The following is a 16,309-nucleotide window of genomic DNA, read 5'->3' on the forward strand; positions in this document are numbered from 1 at the left end:
TCGATCGACTGAACGCCGAAGGCCATCTGCGGCTGCTGGTCGATGAAGATCAGCTGGCTGTTTGCGGGGGTCAGGACTTCGAGTTTGCTGGACATGGACTTCTCCTCTTTGAGCTGGTTGGAGCGGGGCGGCGGTGCCCGGTCTTGGCCGGTCTGGGGTGAACTGGTTTGGTGACACCAGGTGTAGCCGACCGGGTTGCGCTGCTGAATTGCAATAATCATTTCGATTGAATTGCGTAAAATGAAACAAAGGTTGGGTTGGTGAGCCCCGAACTCCGTCGATTGATCTCTCGGATGCCAGGGCGGGTGGGTCGCGGTTGCTCGCTGGTCCTGGGCCTTGGATGCCGGGGCAAGTCCAGAGAGGCACCCGCGCAACGTCCCATCTGATCAAACCGGGTGAATCATGTCACGCGCATAGGCAAGTCCGATCCCGTATCCGCCCGCATGCGCTTCTACGATCGCCCGGGCACCATCGTAGGTCTCCTTGCGCGTCCAGTCCCGCTGAAGCTCGAGGAGAAGCTGCAGCCAGGACGTCATCGTCGCGCCTGCCTTCTCCATCCTTCGCAACGCAAGGGCGTGGCTCTCCGCGGTGATGCCGCCGCATGTGTCGGCTACGACGAAGACCTCATAACCATCAGCAAGCGCGGAAAGAACGGGGAAGGAGACGCATGCTTCGGTCAAGAGACCGGAGACGACGAGCTTGCGGCGGCCGGTTTTGACGACCGCGTCACGAACGCCGTCGTCCTCCCAGGCATTCATGTTGCGCCGCTCGATCACCGGAACGTCTGGGATGACGCTTCTGATCATCGGCATCAGGGGGCCGCTATAGACCTTGGATGCGGAGGTCGACACGACGATCGGCAGGTTGAAAACGCGCGCAGTTTTGGCAAGAGCCACTGTGTTTCCGACCAGCAACTGGCGATCGCCGGATCCCACGCCGAAGGCGAGTCCAGCCTGCTGGTCGACGATCAGGAGCAATGGCTCGTCGGGTGTCAGAAGGGGAATGGGCGTCATTTCTTTTACTCCAGGGAATAGCTGACAGCTGGAAAAGATAGCGGTCCGGCTTGCCGGCGGCTTGAACGCAAAGGCGGCATTTTGCCGAAAGCAATTGGATTTGGTCGGCTGTGACCGCGTTCGTCGACGGCGATCGGCGCACGCCCGCGCGATCAGCTGCATGACCGCTTCCCGCTTCGTTGCACGAGATCGAATCCCGTACCGCGCGCGTGGTCTCTGGGGCGAGCCGCGTCTTGCCTCAGCGATATGGACAGCGCTGGCGTGCGCCGCCTGCATGCGAATCCGGGTCTTTACGGGAAGCGAACCTCTGTTTGAGTCCCCGATAAAAAAGCATTCCTTCATGCTCTTGACATTATGCAATCGATTGCGTTAAAGACATGCAATCGATTGCATAGTTGGAGAGATCCCATGGACGCAGCAGAGACGAAAGCTAGGCCCACCCACGTTATCGGAAATCAGGCGGAGGTGACGGGAGTGGTTCTCGACGCGATGTCGCGAGCGACCAGCGCCCGCCTCAGAGAAATCATGGAATCGCTCGTCAAGCATCTGCATGCCTTCGCCCGCGAAGTCCGCCTCAGCGAGGATGAATTCGAGCAGGGGATCGATTTCCTCAACCGGATAGGACAGGCGACCAACGACGCTCACAATGAGGGCGTGCTGTTCTCCGATGCGCTCGGCTTTTCCACCCTGGTCTGCCTGCTGAACAACGGCCAGAACGGCGCGACGGAAACCGCCGCGGCGTTGCTCGGGCCCTTCTGGCGGATGCATTCGCCGTCGACCGAAAACGGTGGTTCGATCATCCGCTCGCAGACGCCCGGCCCGGCCCTCTTCGCTGAATGCCGCATCACCGATCCCGACGGCAAGCCGATCGAAGGCGTCGAGATCGACGTCTGGCAGGCGTCTCCAGCCGGCCTTTACGAGAACCAGGACCCGGACCAGGCAAACATGAACCTGCGCGGCAAATTCCGGACCGATGCGCAGGGTCGCATTTCTTTCCGCTCGGTGAAGCCCGCGGGCTATCCGGTGCCGACCGACGGGCCGGTGGGCGAGTTGCTGCGCGCGCAACTCCGCCATCCCTACCGCCCGGCGCACCTGCATTTCCTCTGCTTCAAGCCGGGCTACAAAACCCTCATCACCCAGATATTCGTCGATGACGACGAGCATCTGGAAAGCGATGTGGTGTTCGGCGTCACCCGCCACCTGATCGGCGATTTCACGCAAGGCGCCGGCGCGCCGCCGGCTGCCGATGTGACCGGCCCCTGGTACCGGCTTGCCTATGAATTCGTGATGGAATGCGGCGAAGCCAAGCTTCCGGCTCCGCCGATCCGCTGACCCCAACATAAGAAAACGGATGTATCTCATGTCGAACACAGAACAGCTGAAACGCGAAACCTATCCCCGTTCGCTCGAAGGCAAGGTTGCACTCGTCGTCGGTGGCGCCGGCGCCATCGGCGCCGCAACCAGCCGCATGCTCGCAGCGGCAGGAGCGACGATCGTCGTCACGCATATGGACACGGAGCGTGATACGCTGGCGGCCGAAGCGTTGATCAAGGAACTCGGCGCGCCTCACGCCGCCTATGTGGCGAATGTCGTCGACACGGCTTCACTCATCGCGCTTCGCGCGACGCTTGAACAGAAACACGGCCGCCTCGACATCCTGGTCAATGCCGCCGGTTTCACCAAACCCGTCCCGCATGCCGACCTCGATGGGCTCACCGACGAACTCATCGACCTCATGTTGCAAGTCAACTGGCGCGGCCAGTTCGCGACCATTCGTACCTTTGCGCCGCTGCTGAAGGCATCTGGCGACGGACTGGTCGTGTCGATCTCCTCGATCGCCTCCTTCACCGCTGTCGGTTCATCCATCGCCTATTGTGCGGCGAAGGCCGGCATCGACGTCATGACCAAGGCTTTGGCGCGGGCGCTTGCGCCGGAAATCCGAGTGCTGGCGGTCTCGCCGGGCGTCGTCGATACCGAATTTGTTCCGGGCCGCGGCGCCGACTTTAACGACAAGGTCAAGGCCTCGACGCCGCTGAAGCGCATCGGCACCGCCGAAGACATTGCCGCGGCGATCACCGCCTGCGCCACCATGCTCCGCTACTCTACCGGGCATATCATCCAAGTCGACGGCGGCCGGGCGCTCTAGAGCGCCGTGCGTTCAGACGAACGCACAAAGGACGCTCTAGCACTTTGATTCTAGAGCATCTTTCCGCTTCGAGTGATTCCACTTGAGAGCGGGATGCTCTAGCCAGGTAAACGGGAGGAAACCATGACACGCGCACCGCTGTCGAAAGTGTTCATCACCTGCGCGATCACCGGCAATATTACCCAGCCGGAGCAGACGCCGCATTTGCCGATCACGCCAAAGCAGATTGCCGATTCCGCGCTGGAAGCGGCAGATGCCGGGGCGGCTATCGCCCATATCCACGTCCGCGATCCCAAGACCGGGCGTCCGTCGATGGAACTCGATCTTTACCGCGAGGTGCTCGATCGCATCCGTGCGAAGAATTCCGAGTTGATCATCAACCTGACAACGGGGCCGGGCGGCCGCTTCGTACCGTCAGAGCATGATCCGAAGATCGCGGGCGAGGGTACGACGCTGATGGTGCCGGAGCTCCGTGTCGAGCATATCGTCGCGCTGAAACCCGATATCTGCACGCTCGATCTCAACACTATGAATTCGGGCGGACAGGTGGTCATCAACACGCCGGCCAATATCCGCCGCATGGCGAAGGTGATCGCTGACGCCGGCGTCAAGCCAGAGATCGAGTTGTTCGATTCCGGCGATATCGCCCTGCTTCATGACCTGATCGCCGACGGCACGTTCAAGGGACTGCTCCTGACTTCCTTCGTGATGGGCGTGAAGTACGGTTTCCAGCCGTCGCCGGAGACCGTGCTCTATGCCCGCGGGCTGCTGCCGGCCGACGCCGCCTTCACCGCCATCGGCATCGGCCGCTCGGCCTTCCAGATGGTCGCCCAGTCCTATCTGGCCGGCGGCCATGTCCGGGTCGGGCTCGAAGACGCCGTCTATATCGAACGCGGCGTACTTGCGCCCTCCAATGCGGCCCTCGTCGAGAAAGCGCGCCGCATCGCCGAAGATCTGGGGGCCCAGATCGCCAATCCATCCGAAGCGCGCCGCATTCTCGGCTTGCGCGAAGCTGCGTGACAGGAGGCCTTGATGATGAACAACGAAGATTTGAACATTAAAGCGGCATCGACGGTGCGGGGCCTGCGTCTCCATGCCAAGGCGCCGAGCTACGACGCGATCGAGCTCCCCATCGAGACGCATCCGCTGCGGCCTCTTCGGCCAGGCGAGGTGCTCGTCGAAATCCATGCGGCGGCCGTCAATCCCTCCGATGCCAAGGCGGCAACGGGCCTGATGCCCTATGCGGTGTTTCCGCGAACGCCTGGCCGCGATTTCGCGGGCCAGGTAGTGGCGGGGCCTCAGGAGCTGATTGGAAAGCGAGTCTTCGGTTCGTCCGGTGACCTCGGCATCCGGCTGGACGGTGCGCAGGCGAGCCACATGATCGTCGAGGCCGACGCCGTCGTCGAAGTTCCCGACGGCATCGACATCAAGGCGGCCGCAGGGATCGGCGTGCCCTTCGTCACGGCCTGGCAGGGTCTGCAACGGGCCGGATTGCCCGCAGCCGGCGAGACCGTGCTCATTCTCGGCCTCAACGGCAAGGTCGGGCAGGCGGCGGCCCAGATCGTAACCTGGCGAGGGGCGCGCGTCATCGGCGTCGTGCGCCGGGACGAGGCCTATCAGGGGCACGCCAATGCGCCGATCGAGGTCATTGCCGCCGACAAGACGGATGTGCCGGCGCGAGTTCGCGAACTGACCGACGGAAAGGGCGCCGATATCGTCTACAACACGGTCGGCGACCCGTTCTACGAGATCGGCCAGAAGTCGCTTGCGGTGCGGGGCCGGGCGATCTTCATCTCGGCGATCGACCGTTTCGTCAACTTTGACTTGCTTGCCTTCTACAAGGGGCAGCACACCTATGTCGGCATCGACACGATTTCGCTGAACTCGGTCGAGACGGGCGCGATCCTCAAACAAATGGCGCCGGGCTTTGCCGCCGGCAAGCTCAAGCCGTTTCCCATTGTAGAAACCGCGATCTATTCGTTCGAGAACGCCCACGAAGCCTATCAGGCCGTCATGGCGTCCTCGCGCGACCGCATCGTGCTCGTTCCGGGAGCGTGAGGCCGTGCACGTGGTCAAGTTCACGGATGCTCCGCCCTACCAGGCGCCGGGCCACGACAAGATGAGGATGGTTCGCCTGCAGGGTCTCGAGGCCGGGCCGTCCGATACGGCCTGGCTCGGAGTGTCGACGTTGGAGCCCGGCGGCGGCACGACCCTTAGCAGTTCGCCCGTCGAAAAACTCTACGTCGTTCTCGACGGCAAGGTCACGGTTTCGAACGGCAACGAGGAGGTCGTTTTGCAGCCATGGGATTCCTGCCGCATTGCACCGGCGGAAAGCCGGAAGCTCTATAATGCGACGGACCGACCGGCGACGATCCTCTTGGTGATGCCGACGACCCAGCCGCCGTAAGGCAAGCGGCCGCTATCTCGAAAATTCGATGCCAGTTCACGTGACGGGTTGCCCGTCGCGGCAATCCTGCTCGTTCCGAAGGGAGGACCTTTCATGACGCATGCTTCCACCACGCCAAAGCCGCGCAAGCCTTGGTATCAGATACTCTACATACAGGTTCTGATCGGCATCGCGATCGCGATCGTCTTTGGTCATTTCTGGCCCGAAACGGCCATCGAGATGAAGCCCCTTGGGGACACCTTCATCAAATTGATCAAGATGGTGATCGCGCTCGTCATCTTCTGTACCGTGGTCTCGGGCATTGCGGGCATGAACGACCTGAAGAAGGTCGGCCGCGTCGGCGGCAAGGCCCTTCTCTATTTCGAGGTCGTCTCGACTCTGGCGCTCGCCATCGGCATGGTGATCGGTAACGTGCTCACGCCCGGCGCCGGCTTCAACGCCGACCCCGCCACCCTCGATGCCGACGCCGTCAATGTCTATGCCGGCAAGGCGGCGGAGCAATCCGTCACCGAATTCCTCATGAACATCGTGCCGAAGACCGTGGTCGACGCTTTCGCGCAGGGCGATATCCTGCCCGTCGTGCTGATCTCGGTTCTGTTCGGCTATGTCCTGTCGCATCTCGGCGATCGCGCCAAGCCGATCCGCGATGTCATCGAGGCCGGTTCGCATCTCGTGTTCGGTGCCATCAATGCGATCATGCGCCTCGCCCCCATCGGCGCGTTCGGCGCCATGGCCTTCACCATCGGCAAATACGGCGTGTCGTCGCTCGGACCGCTAGCCTTCCTGATCGGCACCTTCTATCTCACCAGCATCATCTTCGTGCTTGGTGTCCTCGGTCTGATCGCCTGGTGGGCCGGGTTCAGCATCATCAAGTTCCTGGCCTATATCAAGGAAGAGATCCTGATCGTGCTCGGCACCTCGTCGTCCGACTCAGCGCTGCCGAGCCTCATGGAAAAGTTGACGAATGCCGGTGTGGCCAAACCCGTCGTCGGTCTGGTCGTGCCGACCGGTTACGTATTCAACACCGACGGGTCGTCCATCTACATGACGCTCGCAGCCCTGTTTGTCGCTCAGGCGACCAATACGGACCTTTCGCTCAGTCAGCAGTTGGCAATCTTCGGGGTCGCCATGCTCACCTCCAAGGGTGCATCGGGCGTCACCGGCGCCTCCTTCATCGCCCTTGTCGGCACGCTTTCGGTGGTGCCGGCAATCCCGGTGGCCGGCATGGCGCTCATCCTCGGCATCGATCGCTTCATGAGCGAGGCACGCGCCCTCGTCAACATGATCGGCAATGGCGTTGCGGCGATCGTCATGGCGAAGTGGGAGGGCGAACTCGATGAGGCCCGTCTCCAGGCGGTGCTTGCCGGCAGCCCGCTCGCCGATAGCCAGGCCGTCGACGACCTGGATGTCATTGCGACCCCGGAACTCGCCTCGAAGATCTGACGGCGGTGGGGCCGCGGCGACGGCGGCCCCGCGCATCGGACCACAGTTACCATGGGAGTGTGAAATGGCCCTCTACGATCTCGAAGACCGTAAGCCGGTGCTGGATGAAGACTTCGGATGGATCGCGCCGGATGCTCAGGTCATCGGCAGGATCCGCATCCGAAAGGATGCCAGTGTGTGGTTCGGCGCGGTCTTGCGCGGCGACAACGAACTGATCGACGTCGGCGCCCGCAGCAATGTGCAGGACGGCGCGATCCTCCATACCGATCCGGGTTTTCCCCTGGTGATCGGCGAGGACTGCACCATCGGCCATGGCGCCATCCTGCATGGCTGCACGATCGGAAACGGCTCGCTCATCGGCATGGGGGCGATCGTCATGAATGGCGCTGAGATCGGCGAAGGCTCGCTCGTCGGGGCGGGCGCCATGGTCACGGAAGGCAAGTCGTTCCCGCCCGGCTCGATGATCCTCGGCTCGCCGGCAAAGCTTGTGAAGACGCTTTCGGCCGAGGAATCCGAACGTCTGAAGGCATCCGCTGGGCGCTACGTCCGCAACGCGATCCGGTATCGCGACCATCTCGCCTCAAACGGCTAGCGGCAGCGCCGCGCATCGACAAGGGAGTACATCCGTGAAGAAGGTAATGAGCAGCGCGACCGAGGCCTTGGCCGGTCGCCTCAAGAACGGCATGACGATCCTCTCGGGTGGCTTCGGCCTGAGCGGCATCCCGGAAGCCCTGATCCTGGCGATCCGCGAATCCGGCGTGACCGGCCTGACCGTGATCTCCAACAATGCCGGCGTCGACGGGATCGGTCTCGGCGTCCTCCTCGACTCGCGCCAGATCCGCAAGATGGTCTCGTCCTATGTCGGTGAGAACAAGACCTTTGCACAGCAGTACCTATCGGGCGAACTCGAACTCGAGTTCACCCCGCAGGGGACGCTTGCGGAGCGCATCCGCGCCGGCGGCGCCGGCATCCCGGCCTTCTACACGCGCACCGGCGTTGGCACCATCGTCGCAGACGGCAAGGAGACCCGCGAATTCGGCGGCGAAACCTATGTCATGGAAAAGGGGCTGCGCGGTGATCTCGCCATCGTGCATGCCTGGCAGGGCGATAGTGAAGGGAACCTGATCTATCGCTACACGGCCCGCAACTTCAACCCGATGATGGCCACCGCGGCAGACTTCACGGTCGCTGAGGTCGAGCAATTTGTGGCGGCTGGCGATCTGAACCCCGACGGGATCCATACCTCCGGCATCTATGTCGACCGCGTCGTGCACGTCGCCAATCCCGAAAAACGCATCGAACAACGCACGACCAGACCGCGGACCGCGGCTTAGGAGGACTGACCGATGGCATGGACTCGCGATCAGATGGCGGCGCGCGCCGCTAAAGAACTGCAGGACGGTTTCTACGTCAATCTCGGCATCGGCATTCCCACGCTGGTCGCCAATCACATCGCACCCGGCATCAGCGTGCAACTGCAATCCGAGAACGGAATGCTCGGCATGGGGCCGTTCCCCTTCGAGGGCGATGAGGACGGCGACCTGATCAACGCCGGCAAGCAGACCATCACCGCGCTGCCGACGACCAGCTTCTTCTCGTCTGCCGACAGCTTCGCCATGATCCGCGGCGGGCATATCGACATCTCGATCCTCGGCGCCATGGAGGTGGCGGCCAATGGCGATCTCGCCAACTGGATGATCCCGGGCAAGATGGTCAAGGGCATGGGTGGGGCGATGGACCTGGTGGCCGGCGTCAAGCGCGTCGTAGTGGTTATGGAGCATGTCGCAAAGGACAAGACGGGCTCCATTCAACCAAAGCTGGTTCCGCATTGTTCGCTGCCCCTGACGGGCAAGGGCGTCGTCGGTCTCGTCATCACGGACCTCGGCGTCTTCAAGCCGCTGCGCGGCGATGCCGCTGCATTCGAGGTTCTTGAACTTGCCGATGCCGTGACGATCGAAGACGTCAGAGCCACCACCGGCACTGAGATCGTCGTTTCATCGCGGCTCGCCGTGAGCGCCTGACCCGCGCTTGAACTTGCCGGTGCAACCGCGACCGGTGCCGCGGTTTTCCAACTTCAAGCATCGCTAGCGGCAGTCGCTGCCGATCGTATTCATATTGGCGAAGGGAACGAACTGATGTCATCGAAAAGAATCCACGCCGCAGCCTCGGTGACCGCCGCCGAGGCGCTTGAGTTTCATGCCATGGGGCGTCCCGGCAAGCTCGAGATCACGCCGACCAAACCGATGGCGACGCAGCGGGACCTTTCATTGGCCTATTCGCCCGGTGTCGCCGAGCCCGTCAAGGCGATAGCAGAAGACCCCTCACGCGCCTTCGATTACACGACGCGCGGCAACATGGTGGCCGTGATTTCCAACGGCACCGCCATTCTCGGCCTCGGAAACCTCGGGGCGCTCGCATCAAAGCCTGTGATGGAGGGGAAATCGGTCCTGTTCAAGCGGTTCGCGGACATCGACTCGATTGACCTCGAGGTCGATACGCCGGACCCTGAGCAATTCATCAACTGTGTGCGCTTCCTCGGTCCTTCCCTCGGCGGCATCAATCTCGAGGATATCAAGGCGCCGGACTGTTTCATCATCGAGCAGCGCCTGCGCGAGATAATGGATATCCCGGTCTTCCATGACGATCAGCATGGCACCGCCATCATCGCGACCGCAGGGCTGATCAATGCGCTGCACATCACCGGACGCGACATGAAAACGACGCGTCTTGTCTGCAATGGGGCAGGTTCGGCGGCGATCGCCTGCGTCGAACTCATCAAGTCCCTCGGGTTTCCGTCGGAAAACGTCATTCTGTGCGATACCAAGGGCGTCGTTTATGAAGGTCGCGCCGAAGGCATGAACCAGTGGAAATCCGCACATGCGGTGAATACGAAGCTGCGCACGCTGGCCGAAGCGATGGACGGCGCCGACGTATTCTTCGGTCTTTCTGCCAAGGGAGCGCTGACGCCGGCCATGGTGCTGTCGATGGCGAAAAACCCGATCATCTTCGCCATGGCAAATCCGGATCCCGAGATCGCGCCAGAGGAAGTCGCAGAAATCCGCGACGATGCCATCATGGCCACGGGCCGCTCGGACTATCCGAACCAGGTCAACAATGTCTTGGGCTTTCCCTATATCTTCCGCGGTGCGCTGGATGTCAGGGCGACGACCATCAATGAGGCCATGAAAGTGGCGGCCGCGCAGGCGCTGGCCGAACTTGCCCGCAAGGACGTGCCCGACGAAGTCGCTGCTGCCTATCAGGGCAACCGGCCGAAGTTCGGCCCCAACTACATCATTCCGGTACCGTTCGACCCGCGTCTCATTTCAGAAATTCCGCTCGCCGTCGCGAAGGCTGCGATGGAGACCGGCGTCGCACGTCGCAACATCGACGATCTGCAAAAATACGCTCAGGAGTTGTCCGCCCGCCGCGATCCGATCGCTTCGACCCTCCAGCGCATCTACGACCGCGTGCGCCTTCAGCCAAAGCGTGTCGTCTTTGCGGAAGGCGAGGAGGAGCGTGTCGTACGCGCGGCAATCGCATTCGTTAATCAGGAGCTCGGAACGGCGATCCTCGTGGGTCGTGAGGATCGCATCCGTGAAACAGCGAACAACGCCGGCCTCGATATTACCAGCAACGCCATCGAGATCACCAATGCGAGGCTCTCGCCTCGCAGCGGTAGCTATGCCCAGCATCTCTACGCGCGGCTACAGCGCAAAGGCTTCCTGCTGCGCGATTGCCAACGCCTCATCAACAATGATCGCAACCACTTTGCGGCCAGTATGCTGGCGCTTGGCGACGCCGACGCCATGGTCACCGGCCTGACGCGCCACTACTCATCCGCTTTGGAGGATATCGGGCGGGTGATCGATCCGCGCCCGGGTCAACGCGTTATCGGGGTCTCGATCGCCCTGAGCCGCGGGCGCAGCGTTATCGTGGCGGACACCTCCATCCATGACTTGCCCAATGCCGAGCAGTTGGCAGATATTGCGGAGGGAGCGGCTGGTTTCGCGCGGCGCATGGGTTACGAACCGCGTGTCGCGATGCTCGCCAACGCGACCTTCGGCCAGCCGCAGAGTGAGCGTTCGGAGCGCGTGCAAGAGGCCGTGCGGATCCTCGACATGCGCAAGGTGGATTTCGAGTATGATGGCGAAATGGCAGCCGATGTTGCGCTCGATCATCACCTGATGCAGCAGCAATATCCGTTCTGCCGATTGTCAGGTCCGGCCAATGTCCTGGTCATGCCGGCCCTGCATTCAGCTTCGATTTCGACAAAGATCTTGCAGGAACTAGGCGGTTCGACCGTCGTAGGTCCGCTTCTGGTCGGCCTCGATAGATCGGTGCAGATCGTACCGCTCAATGCGCGCGATTCCGACATCGTCAATTTGGCGGCAATCGCCGCCTTTGGAACCGACGGCAGCTGAGCAGATGTCGGCGGCTGCAGCCAGGAGCGCTGCAGCCCGCGATCCAGGCTGCAGGCATTGACGAACGTCAGCCAGGATTGCGCTGCTCGGCCGCTTGCACCGGCGTAAGCGGTGGCTGCTTGCGCCACCGCCCAAGACGGCCTTCGTCGTGACCGGCGGCAAAAAGCTGTTGCATGTACCTTCGATCAAATTCGGATTTCGGGCTCAGTGTGAACTGATCCGGAATCGATGCGTAATAAAGCTGACCGCGGGCGGCCGTCGTCTGAAGCTGCAGGCGCACCAGATCGGAAATCGCCTGATACTTGATCAACGTTTCGATCGAACGGCGGGCGATCCCGAGCGCTGTTTCTTCGGTCGCGGCGTACTCGGGCGTCAATCGCCCGTTGCGGATCAGATAGAGTGTTCGCGAGCGGGCATGACCAAAGTAGCGCTTCTCATATCCCGACAGCTCTATATTGGGAGGGGCGAAGAAGATCTGCGCCACGGTCCCGCCGTCGACATGCAATTCCTGCCTGGCTTGACTGTCCAGCCTTACATCGATCCGAACCGGTGGGAACACCGCAGGTATGGCCGCAGACGCCAACAGGACGTCGATCATGTGCTCTCGACGATCGGCGCGCGCACTGGCCGCGATGGCGGACAGGTCCCAGACAACAGGACGCTGGGCATCAATGTTGGTGGTTTGGATCAGCAGACGCCGGCCGATGCGGTACTGCGCTGCAATTTCCGTGACCATTTCTTCGGTGAGATAGCGACCGATCAATTGCCGCAACGGCCCATTATCGTAGAGACCACGGCCCATCACGCCGAACAGGCCGAGATTTCTATAGATATCGCGGTCACCATACTGCGTGAAAACTTCGCGCAATTCCCGGTCGTGGGACGGCCCAAGGAAAGCAAAGGGAGCCGCCAAAGCGCCCGTGCTGACGCCAGTCACGACCTCGAATTGCGGTCGATTGCCCCTCTCGCTCCAGCCCGTCAGATATCCGGCGGCAAACGCGCCGTCGGCGCCTCCGCCCGAAATGGCAAGAAAGTCGACATGATTGACGGCGGTGCGCGGGCGACGCCCTGAGCGAACCGCATCGTGGGTCTGCTTGTACTGTTGCGCTATGAGCGAACGTAGAGTGGGCGTGACCTCGTCTCCCCAGAAGCGGGCAAGGTCCACGTGTTCGATTTGCACAGCCGAAGCCTGTTCTGCCGGAACCGAGATACGCTCAGGCCCGGTGACACATGCCGTCAGTAGACCGGATGCAAAAAGGAGCGGCATGATTGAGGATCGAAATCCCTGAATGCGCGTAAAAATGGTCGCTGACAACGACATCGCCCTCGGATCCCCCATCCTTTTAATCCACCCTTTGCTTGCGCCGATTTCAGTCGCGTTCGCCGCCCGCATGCAGGCTTGCCGGATATAGTCGGCGGCGTATCGTTACGGTGATCGCCAGCAACATTGCGATCAATTCCAAAGCGTGGGAGGCGAACGTGCTGCTTGCGAGCACGAGCGCCGCCATGATCAAGAGAAGCCAGTGCATCGAGCCATGTTTGGACGCCCGGTCGCGGACCAGCCAGAGGGCGGTCAGGTACATCGCGATCGGTATGCAAAAGGCGAGAGCGGCAAGCTGTTGCGAAACGGTCCCATCGCGGGCGACGCTAAGAAACACCGTAAAGCCGGCGGCCGTCGCCGCCCCAGCCGCGAAAAGCAGACAATGTCCGTAGGCCCAGGTCAGAACGATGCCAGGTTTGCGGCTGAGCAGCTGTTCGTTGCGGTCAAAGTATAGTCCCCACATCGAAAACGCGATGATGGAGCACAGGACCGCCCACCAGAAATGCCTTAGTTCCGGCGTCGCGGGATCCGAGATAATCAAGGCGATGGCGGCAAAACATTCGCCAAGGACGATGATATTGAACGAGTTGTAGCGATCGATGATGTGACCATGATGCCAGTTGCTGGCGGTCCCGCGCTCGGCCAGCAGCGGTACGGCCAGTTCGCCAGCGGCGCCGAGCGCAAAGAGCGGAAAGTAAAGCGGCGCTTCAGGGGAAACTGTGACGATCAGGGTGTTCCAGTAAACCTGCATGCCGCCGATCCCGGCCGCGTAGCGCAGGGCCGCCGGGCGGGCATGCCGATCCCCGTTCGCCGCGCCGAGCCACAGGGCGATCATGCCCAGTCGCATGATGCTGAAACCGATGAGGACGAGCCAATGCGGCTCATCGCCGAGGCCGCTTCGGATCCCTCCGGCAAGGGTAAGCGATCCGAACATGATGACCATCGTCACCACACGGAAGGCGGCCGACTTGTTGTCATAGCCCGAGGCGAACCATGTGTAGTTCGCCCAGGCCAGCCAGGCCATGAAAAAGCTGCAGGCGAAGCGGACGACGCCGGGCGCGAATTCGCCGGCTTCGATGTCCTGTGCCAGTCCATGGGCGGCGGCGGCCACCGCCACGACGGTGGCAAGATCGAACATCAGTTCAAGGGAGGTCGAGCCGCGGTTGACCTCGTTACGATCGCGCGGGGGCAGGCTGAAAGCGGCTATCGCGGACAAGGCTGGCCTCCCTTCGAGATCACGCTTGGAGGCGGCAAAACGACAGCGGCCATCGTTCAGCCCGGCTTCTTCGTGTTTTGCGGTGAATAGAAAAGGCCGACCACGAGCAGCAAGAGAGCCGGGAAGAGCATTCCCGCAACGCCCACCGTGACTTGCGCAAACGCGCCGGCAGCACACCCCATCACAAAGCCGAACACCAGAATGATCGATGTCAGCGACTGCCCCCACTCTTCCGGCTTCTCGGTATAGCCGATGACGCGACGGGCCGCAGCGACTGCGAGGCCGGCGATGTTGCCCGTCATGAGCGAAAACGGTGGGCCGAGCCTTGGGTCGAGACGCTCGATCGCCGTCAGCATCCCCATAGCGACGACGGCGAGAAGGGCGCATGCGGATACTAGCCCGGCATCGAAGATCGCAAGAAGGGCGGCCGTTGCAAACGCGGCCGCGGCGATGATGAGCGTCCAGAATGTCGCGCGCTCGAGAGGCTTGATCCAGGCGACGAGGATGGCGGCCAGGCCCGCGCCCACCATGAAGAGCGGGAAGGTCATGATCTGAAGATCGCGCAGGCCGCCTTTTTCGTGACCGACCAGTCCGAGTCCGAGGAGCACGACGTTGCCGGTAACCAACCCGACGAAAAGGCCACCCAAGTGAATGAAGAAGAGTGCGTCAGCGAACCCGGAAATGAACGCCAGTGCCAGTGAATTGCTTTTCCCGCGAAGTATGTTCAGCATCGTATGCCGCTACCCCCTATTGCTTGAGTCCTGGCGACATTCTCGATTGCAGCGATAACGAAACCGTCGACGCTGGTGTCACCTGGCATGGCGTGAAGCGAGCTCTGATCCCGCGGTGCGCCGATGAAAACGAGTCTTGACAGGACGATGCGGGTCCCCTGGTCCGTCTTGGCGACAAACCAGGGGACCCAGTGATGCTCACTTCGCCGGGTTCGGGCCGATCGTCTTGCCGTGGCTGACGCGTTCGTCGCCCTTGTGAACCATGGTGACGGCGTAGTCGATGCCCATGCCGTAGGCGCCGGAATGCTCCTTCACCAGCGAAGTGACGGCATTGTAGGTTTCCTTGYGSGCCCAGTCGCGCTGCCATTCGAGCAGGACCTGCTGCCAGGTCACCGGGATGACGCCGGCCTGGACCATGCGGTCCATGGCGTATTTGTGCGCATCGGCCGCCGGAGGCGTCGGCGACCATGTAGATCTCGTAGTCCGGGACGTCATGGAGAGCGGAGAGCGCGAAGGTGGTGTTGCAGACTTCGGTCCACAGCCCGGAGACGACGATTTTCTTGCGGCCGTTGGCGGCATTCCTGGCGAGCGCGTCGCGGACGTTCTGATCGTCCCAGGAGTTCATCGAGGTGCGTTCGAGAATGTCGTTTTCCGGGAAGACGGCGAGCAGTTCGGGATAGGTGTGGCCGGAGAAGGACCCGGTCTCGACGGTGGTGATCGTGGTTGGAATGCTGAAGACCTTTGCGGCCTTGGCGAGACCGACGACGTTGTTCTTCAGGACCTGCCGATCGATCGACTGAACGCCGAAGGCCATCTGCGGCTGCTGGTCGATGAAGATCAGCTGGCTGTTTGCGGGGGTCAGGACTTCGAGTTTGCTGTCGATCGACTGAACGCCGAAGGCCATCTGCGGCTGCTGGTCGATGAAGATCAGCTGGCTGTTTGCGGGGGTCAGGACTTCGAGTTTGCTGGACATGGATTTTCTCCTCTTAAAGCTGGTTGGCAAGCGGGGCGTCGGTGCCCGGTCTTGGCCGGTCTGGGGTGAACTGGTTTGGTGACAACAGGTGTAGCCGACCGGGTTGTGCCGCTGAAGTGCAATAATCATTTCGATTGAATTGCGATATTGGCAATAATCGAGATAGGCGACGCCACTCCAAGGTCTTTCGCATCTCCTTGTGACGGTCACACGGATGGCGTGGTTTTCGCCGCCCAGATGCCGGCCCGGTCACCACCACACCGCGAAATCGACTTCCGAATAAAGCTCCCGACAACGCACCGGAAGCGGGCCGGATGGCTCTGGCACTTTGTTTCTAGAGCACCTTCCGCTTCCAGTATTCCGCTTGAAAGCGGGACTCTAGTCCCTCATCGGGTCTGCGGCCATTCGAGATTGCCGAAGGTGGTCCGGGATACTCCCTTGTAATAGGCGCCCGCCTTCGGCGGTGGCTGGTTCACAACAACCTTCGCCCAGGAGGGTCGCTTGTTATCCTTTGCGGGTGCACCATCGTCGCCGAGTGCGGCCGACGAAGTGATCAGGATGGAGGCTGCCAATGCGGCGGCGCCGACGATCGTTTTCATTTTGCGCCCTTCCGCTATCGTCACACGGCCCAGCAGGAG

Annotated in this window: 15 protein-coding genes and 2 pseudogenes; 10 read left to right on the top strand and 7 right to left on the bottom strand. The window is 61.8% G+C overall.

All coding sequences use genetic code 11. The features are described from left to right. Both ASE60_RS34700 and ASE60_RS19435 read right to left on the bottom strand, forming a co-directional pair. Positions 1 to 95 (bottom strand): annotated as a pseudogene (locus ASE60_RS34700) (hydrolase); the annotation flags it as partial. Positions 96 to 386: 291 nt separating this feature from the next. Then, positions 387 to 1,013 (bottom strand): hydrolase, encoded by a 627-nt coding sequence (locus ASE60_RS19435; RefSeq protein ID WP_057252195.1) that lies wholly within the window; start codon positions 1,011 to 1,013, stop codon positions 387 to 389. 489 nt (positions 1,014 to 1,502) lie between these two features. Here ASE60_RS19435 and ASE60_RS19440 point away from each other — a divergent pair, with 489 nt between their 5' ends. The 10 genes from ASE60_RS19440 (at position 1,503) to ASE60_RS19485 (ending at position 11,430) form a co-directional block, all read left to right on the top strand. Next, positions 1,503 to 2,345, top strand: coding sequence for a dioxygenase (locus tag ASE60_RS19440; protein ID WP_244495670.1), 843 nt, complete (start codon positions 1,503 to 1,505; stop codon positions 2,343 to 2,345). 28 nt (positions 2,346 to 2,373) lie between these two features. Then, positions 2,374 to 3,159 (top strand): SDR family oxidoreductase, encoded by a 786-nt coding sequence (locus ASE60_RS19445; RefSeq protein ID WP_057252208.1) that lies wholly within the window; start codon positions 2,374 to 2,376, stop codon positions 3,157 to 3,159. Between the two features lie 123 nt (positions 3,160 to 3,282). After that, positions 3,283 to 4,179 (top strand): 3-keto-5-aminohexanoate cleavage protein, encoded by an 897-nt coding sequence (locus ASE60_RS19450; protein ID WP_057252197.1) that lies wholly within the window; start codon positions 3,283 to 3,285, stop codon positions 4,177 to 4,179. Between the two features lie 15 nt (positions 4,180 to 4,194). After that, complete coding sequence (locus ASE60_RS19455; protein ID WP_057252209.1) at positions 4,195 to 5,217, top strand: zinc-binding alcohol dehydrogenase family protein; 1,023 nt, start codon at positions 4,195 to 4,197, stop codon at positions 5,215 to 5,217. A 4-nt stretch (positions 5,218 to 5,221) separates the two neighbouring features. Next, entirely contained in the window at positions 5,222 to 5,566 is a 345-nt protein-coding gene (locus ASE60_RS19460; protein WP_057252198.1) for a cupin domain-containing protein, read from the top strand. A 93-nt stretch (positions 5,567 to 5,659) separates the two neighbouring features. After that, positions 5,660 to 7,009 carry a dicarboxylate/amino acid:cation symporter gene (locus ASE60_RS19465; protein ID WP_057252199.1) on the top strand — a complete coding sequence of 450 codons (1,350 nt, stop codon included), beginning with the start codon at positions 5,660 to 5,662 and terminating at the stop codon, positions 7,007 to 7,009. 64 nt (positions 7,010 to 7,073) lie between these two features. Continuing rightward, the gene (locus ASE60_RS19470) at positions 7,074 to 7,601 is read left to right on the top strand and encodes a gamma carbonic anhydrase family protein (RefSeq protein WP_057252200.1); all 528 of its coding nucleotides are present in this window, start codon (positions 7,074 to 7,076) and stop codon (positions 7,599 to 7,601) included. A 46-nt stretch (positions 7,602 to 7,647) separates the two neighbouring features. Next, a complete protein-coding gene (locus ASE60_RS19475; RefSeq protein WP_112996840.1) occupies positions 7,648 to 8,343 on the top strand; it encodes a CoA transferase subunit A in 696 nt (231 codons plus the stop codon). Between the two features lie 12 nt (positions 8,344 to 8,355). Then, positions 8,356 to 9,030 carry a 3-oxoacid CoA-transferase subunit B gene (locus tag ASE60_RS19480; protein ID WP_057252202.1) on the top strand — a complete coding sequence of 225 codons (675 nt, stop codon included), beginning with the start codon at positions 8,356 to 8,358 and terminating at the stop codon, positions 9,028 to 9,030. Positions 9,031 to 9,144: 114 nt separating this feature from the next. Further along, positions 9,145 to 11,430, top strand: coding sequence for an NADP-dependent malic enzyme (locus ASE60_RS19485; protein ID WP_057252203.1), 2,286 nt, complete (start codon positions 9,145 to 9,147; stop codon positions 11,428 to 11,430). A gap of 67 nt (positions 11,431 to 11,497) precedes the next feature. Here the strand turns inward: ASE60_RS19485 and ASE60_RS19490 are convergent, their stop codons facing one another. The 5 genes and pseudogenes from ASE60_RS19490 to ASE60_RS19510 all read right to left on the bottom strand — a co-directional run. Next, positions 11,498 to 12,751 carry a patatin-like phospholipase family protein gene (locus tag ASE60_RS19490; RefSeq protein ID WP_162261309.1) on the bottom strand — a complete coding sequence of 418 codons (1,254 nt, stop codon included), beginning with the start codon at positions 12,749 to 12,751 and terminating at the stop codon, positions 11,498 to 11,500. A 49-nt stretch (positions 12,752 to 12,800) separates the two neighbouring features. After that, positions 12,801 to 13,967: a low temperature requirement protein A gene (locus ASE60_RS19495; RefSeq protein ID WP_057252205.1), complete on the bottom strand. Its 1,167-nt coding sequence runs from the start codon at positions 13,965 to 13,967 to the stop codon at positions 12,801 to 12,803. Positions 13,968 to 14,023: 56 nt separating this feature from the next. Then, positions 14,024 to 14,698: a YoaK family protein gene (locus ASE60_RS19500; protein WP_057252206.1), complete on the bottom strand. Its 675-nt coding sequence runs from the start codon at positions 14,696 to 14,698 to the stop codon at positions 14,024 to 14,026. Positions 14,699 to 14,896: 198 nt separating this feature from the next. Then, a pseudogene (locus tag ASE60_RS19505) lies at positions 14,897 to 15,602 on the bottom strand (hydrolase). A gap of 455 nt (positions 15,603 to 16,057) precedes the next feature. Continuing rightward, positions 16,058 to 16,309: hypothetical protein (locus ASE60_RS19510; RefSeq protein ID WP_210178386.1), on the bottom strand; the 252-nt coding region annotated here is incomplete at its 5' end.

The sequence above is a fragment of the Ensifer sp. Root278 genome, assembly GCF_001429285.1.
Classification (GTDB): domain Bacteria; phylum Pseudomonadota; class Alphaproteobacteria; order Rhizobiales; family Rhizobiaceae; genus Ensifer.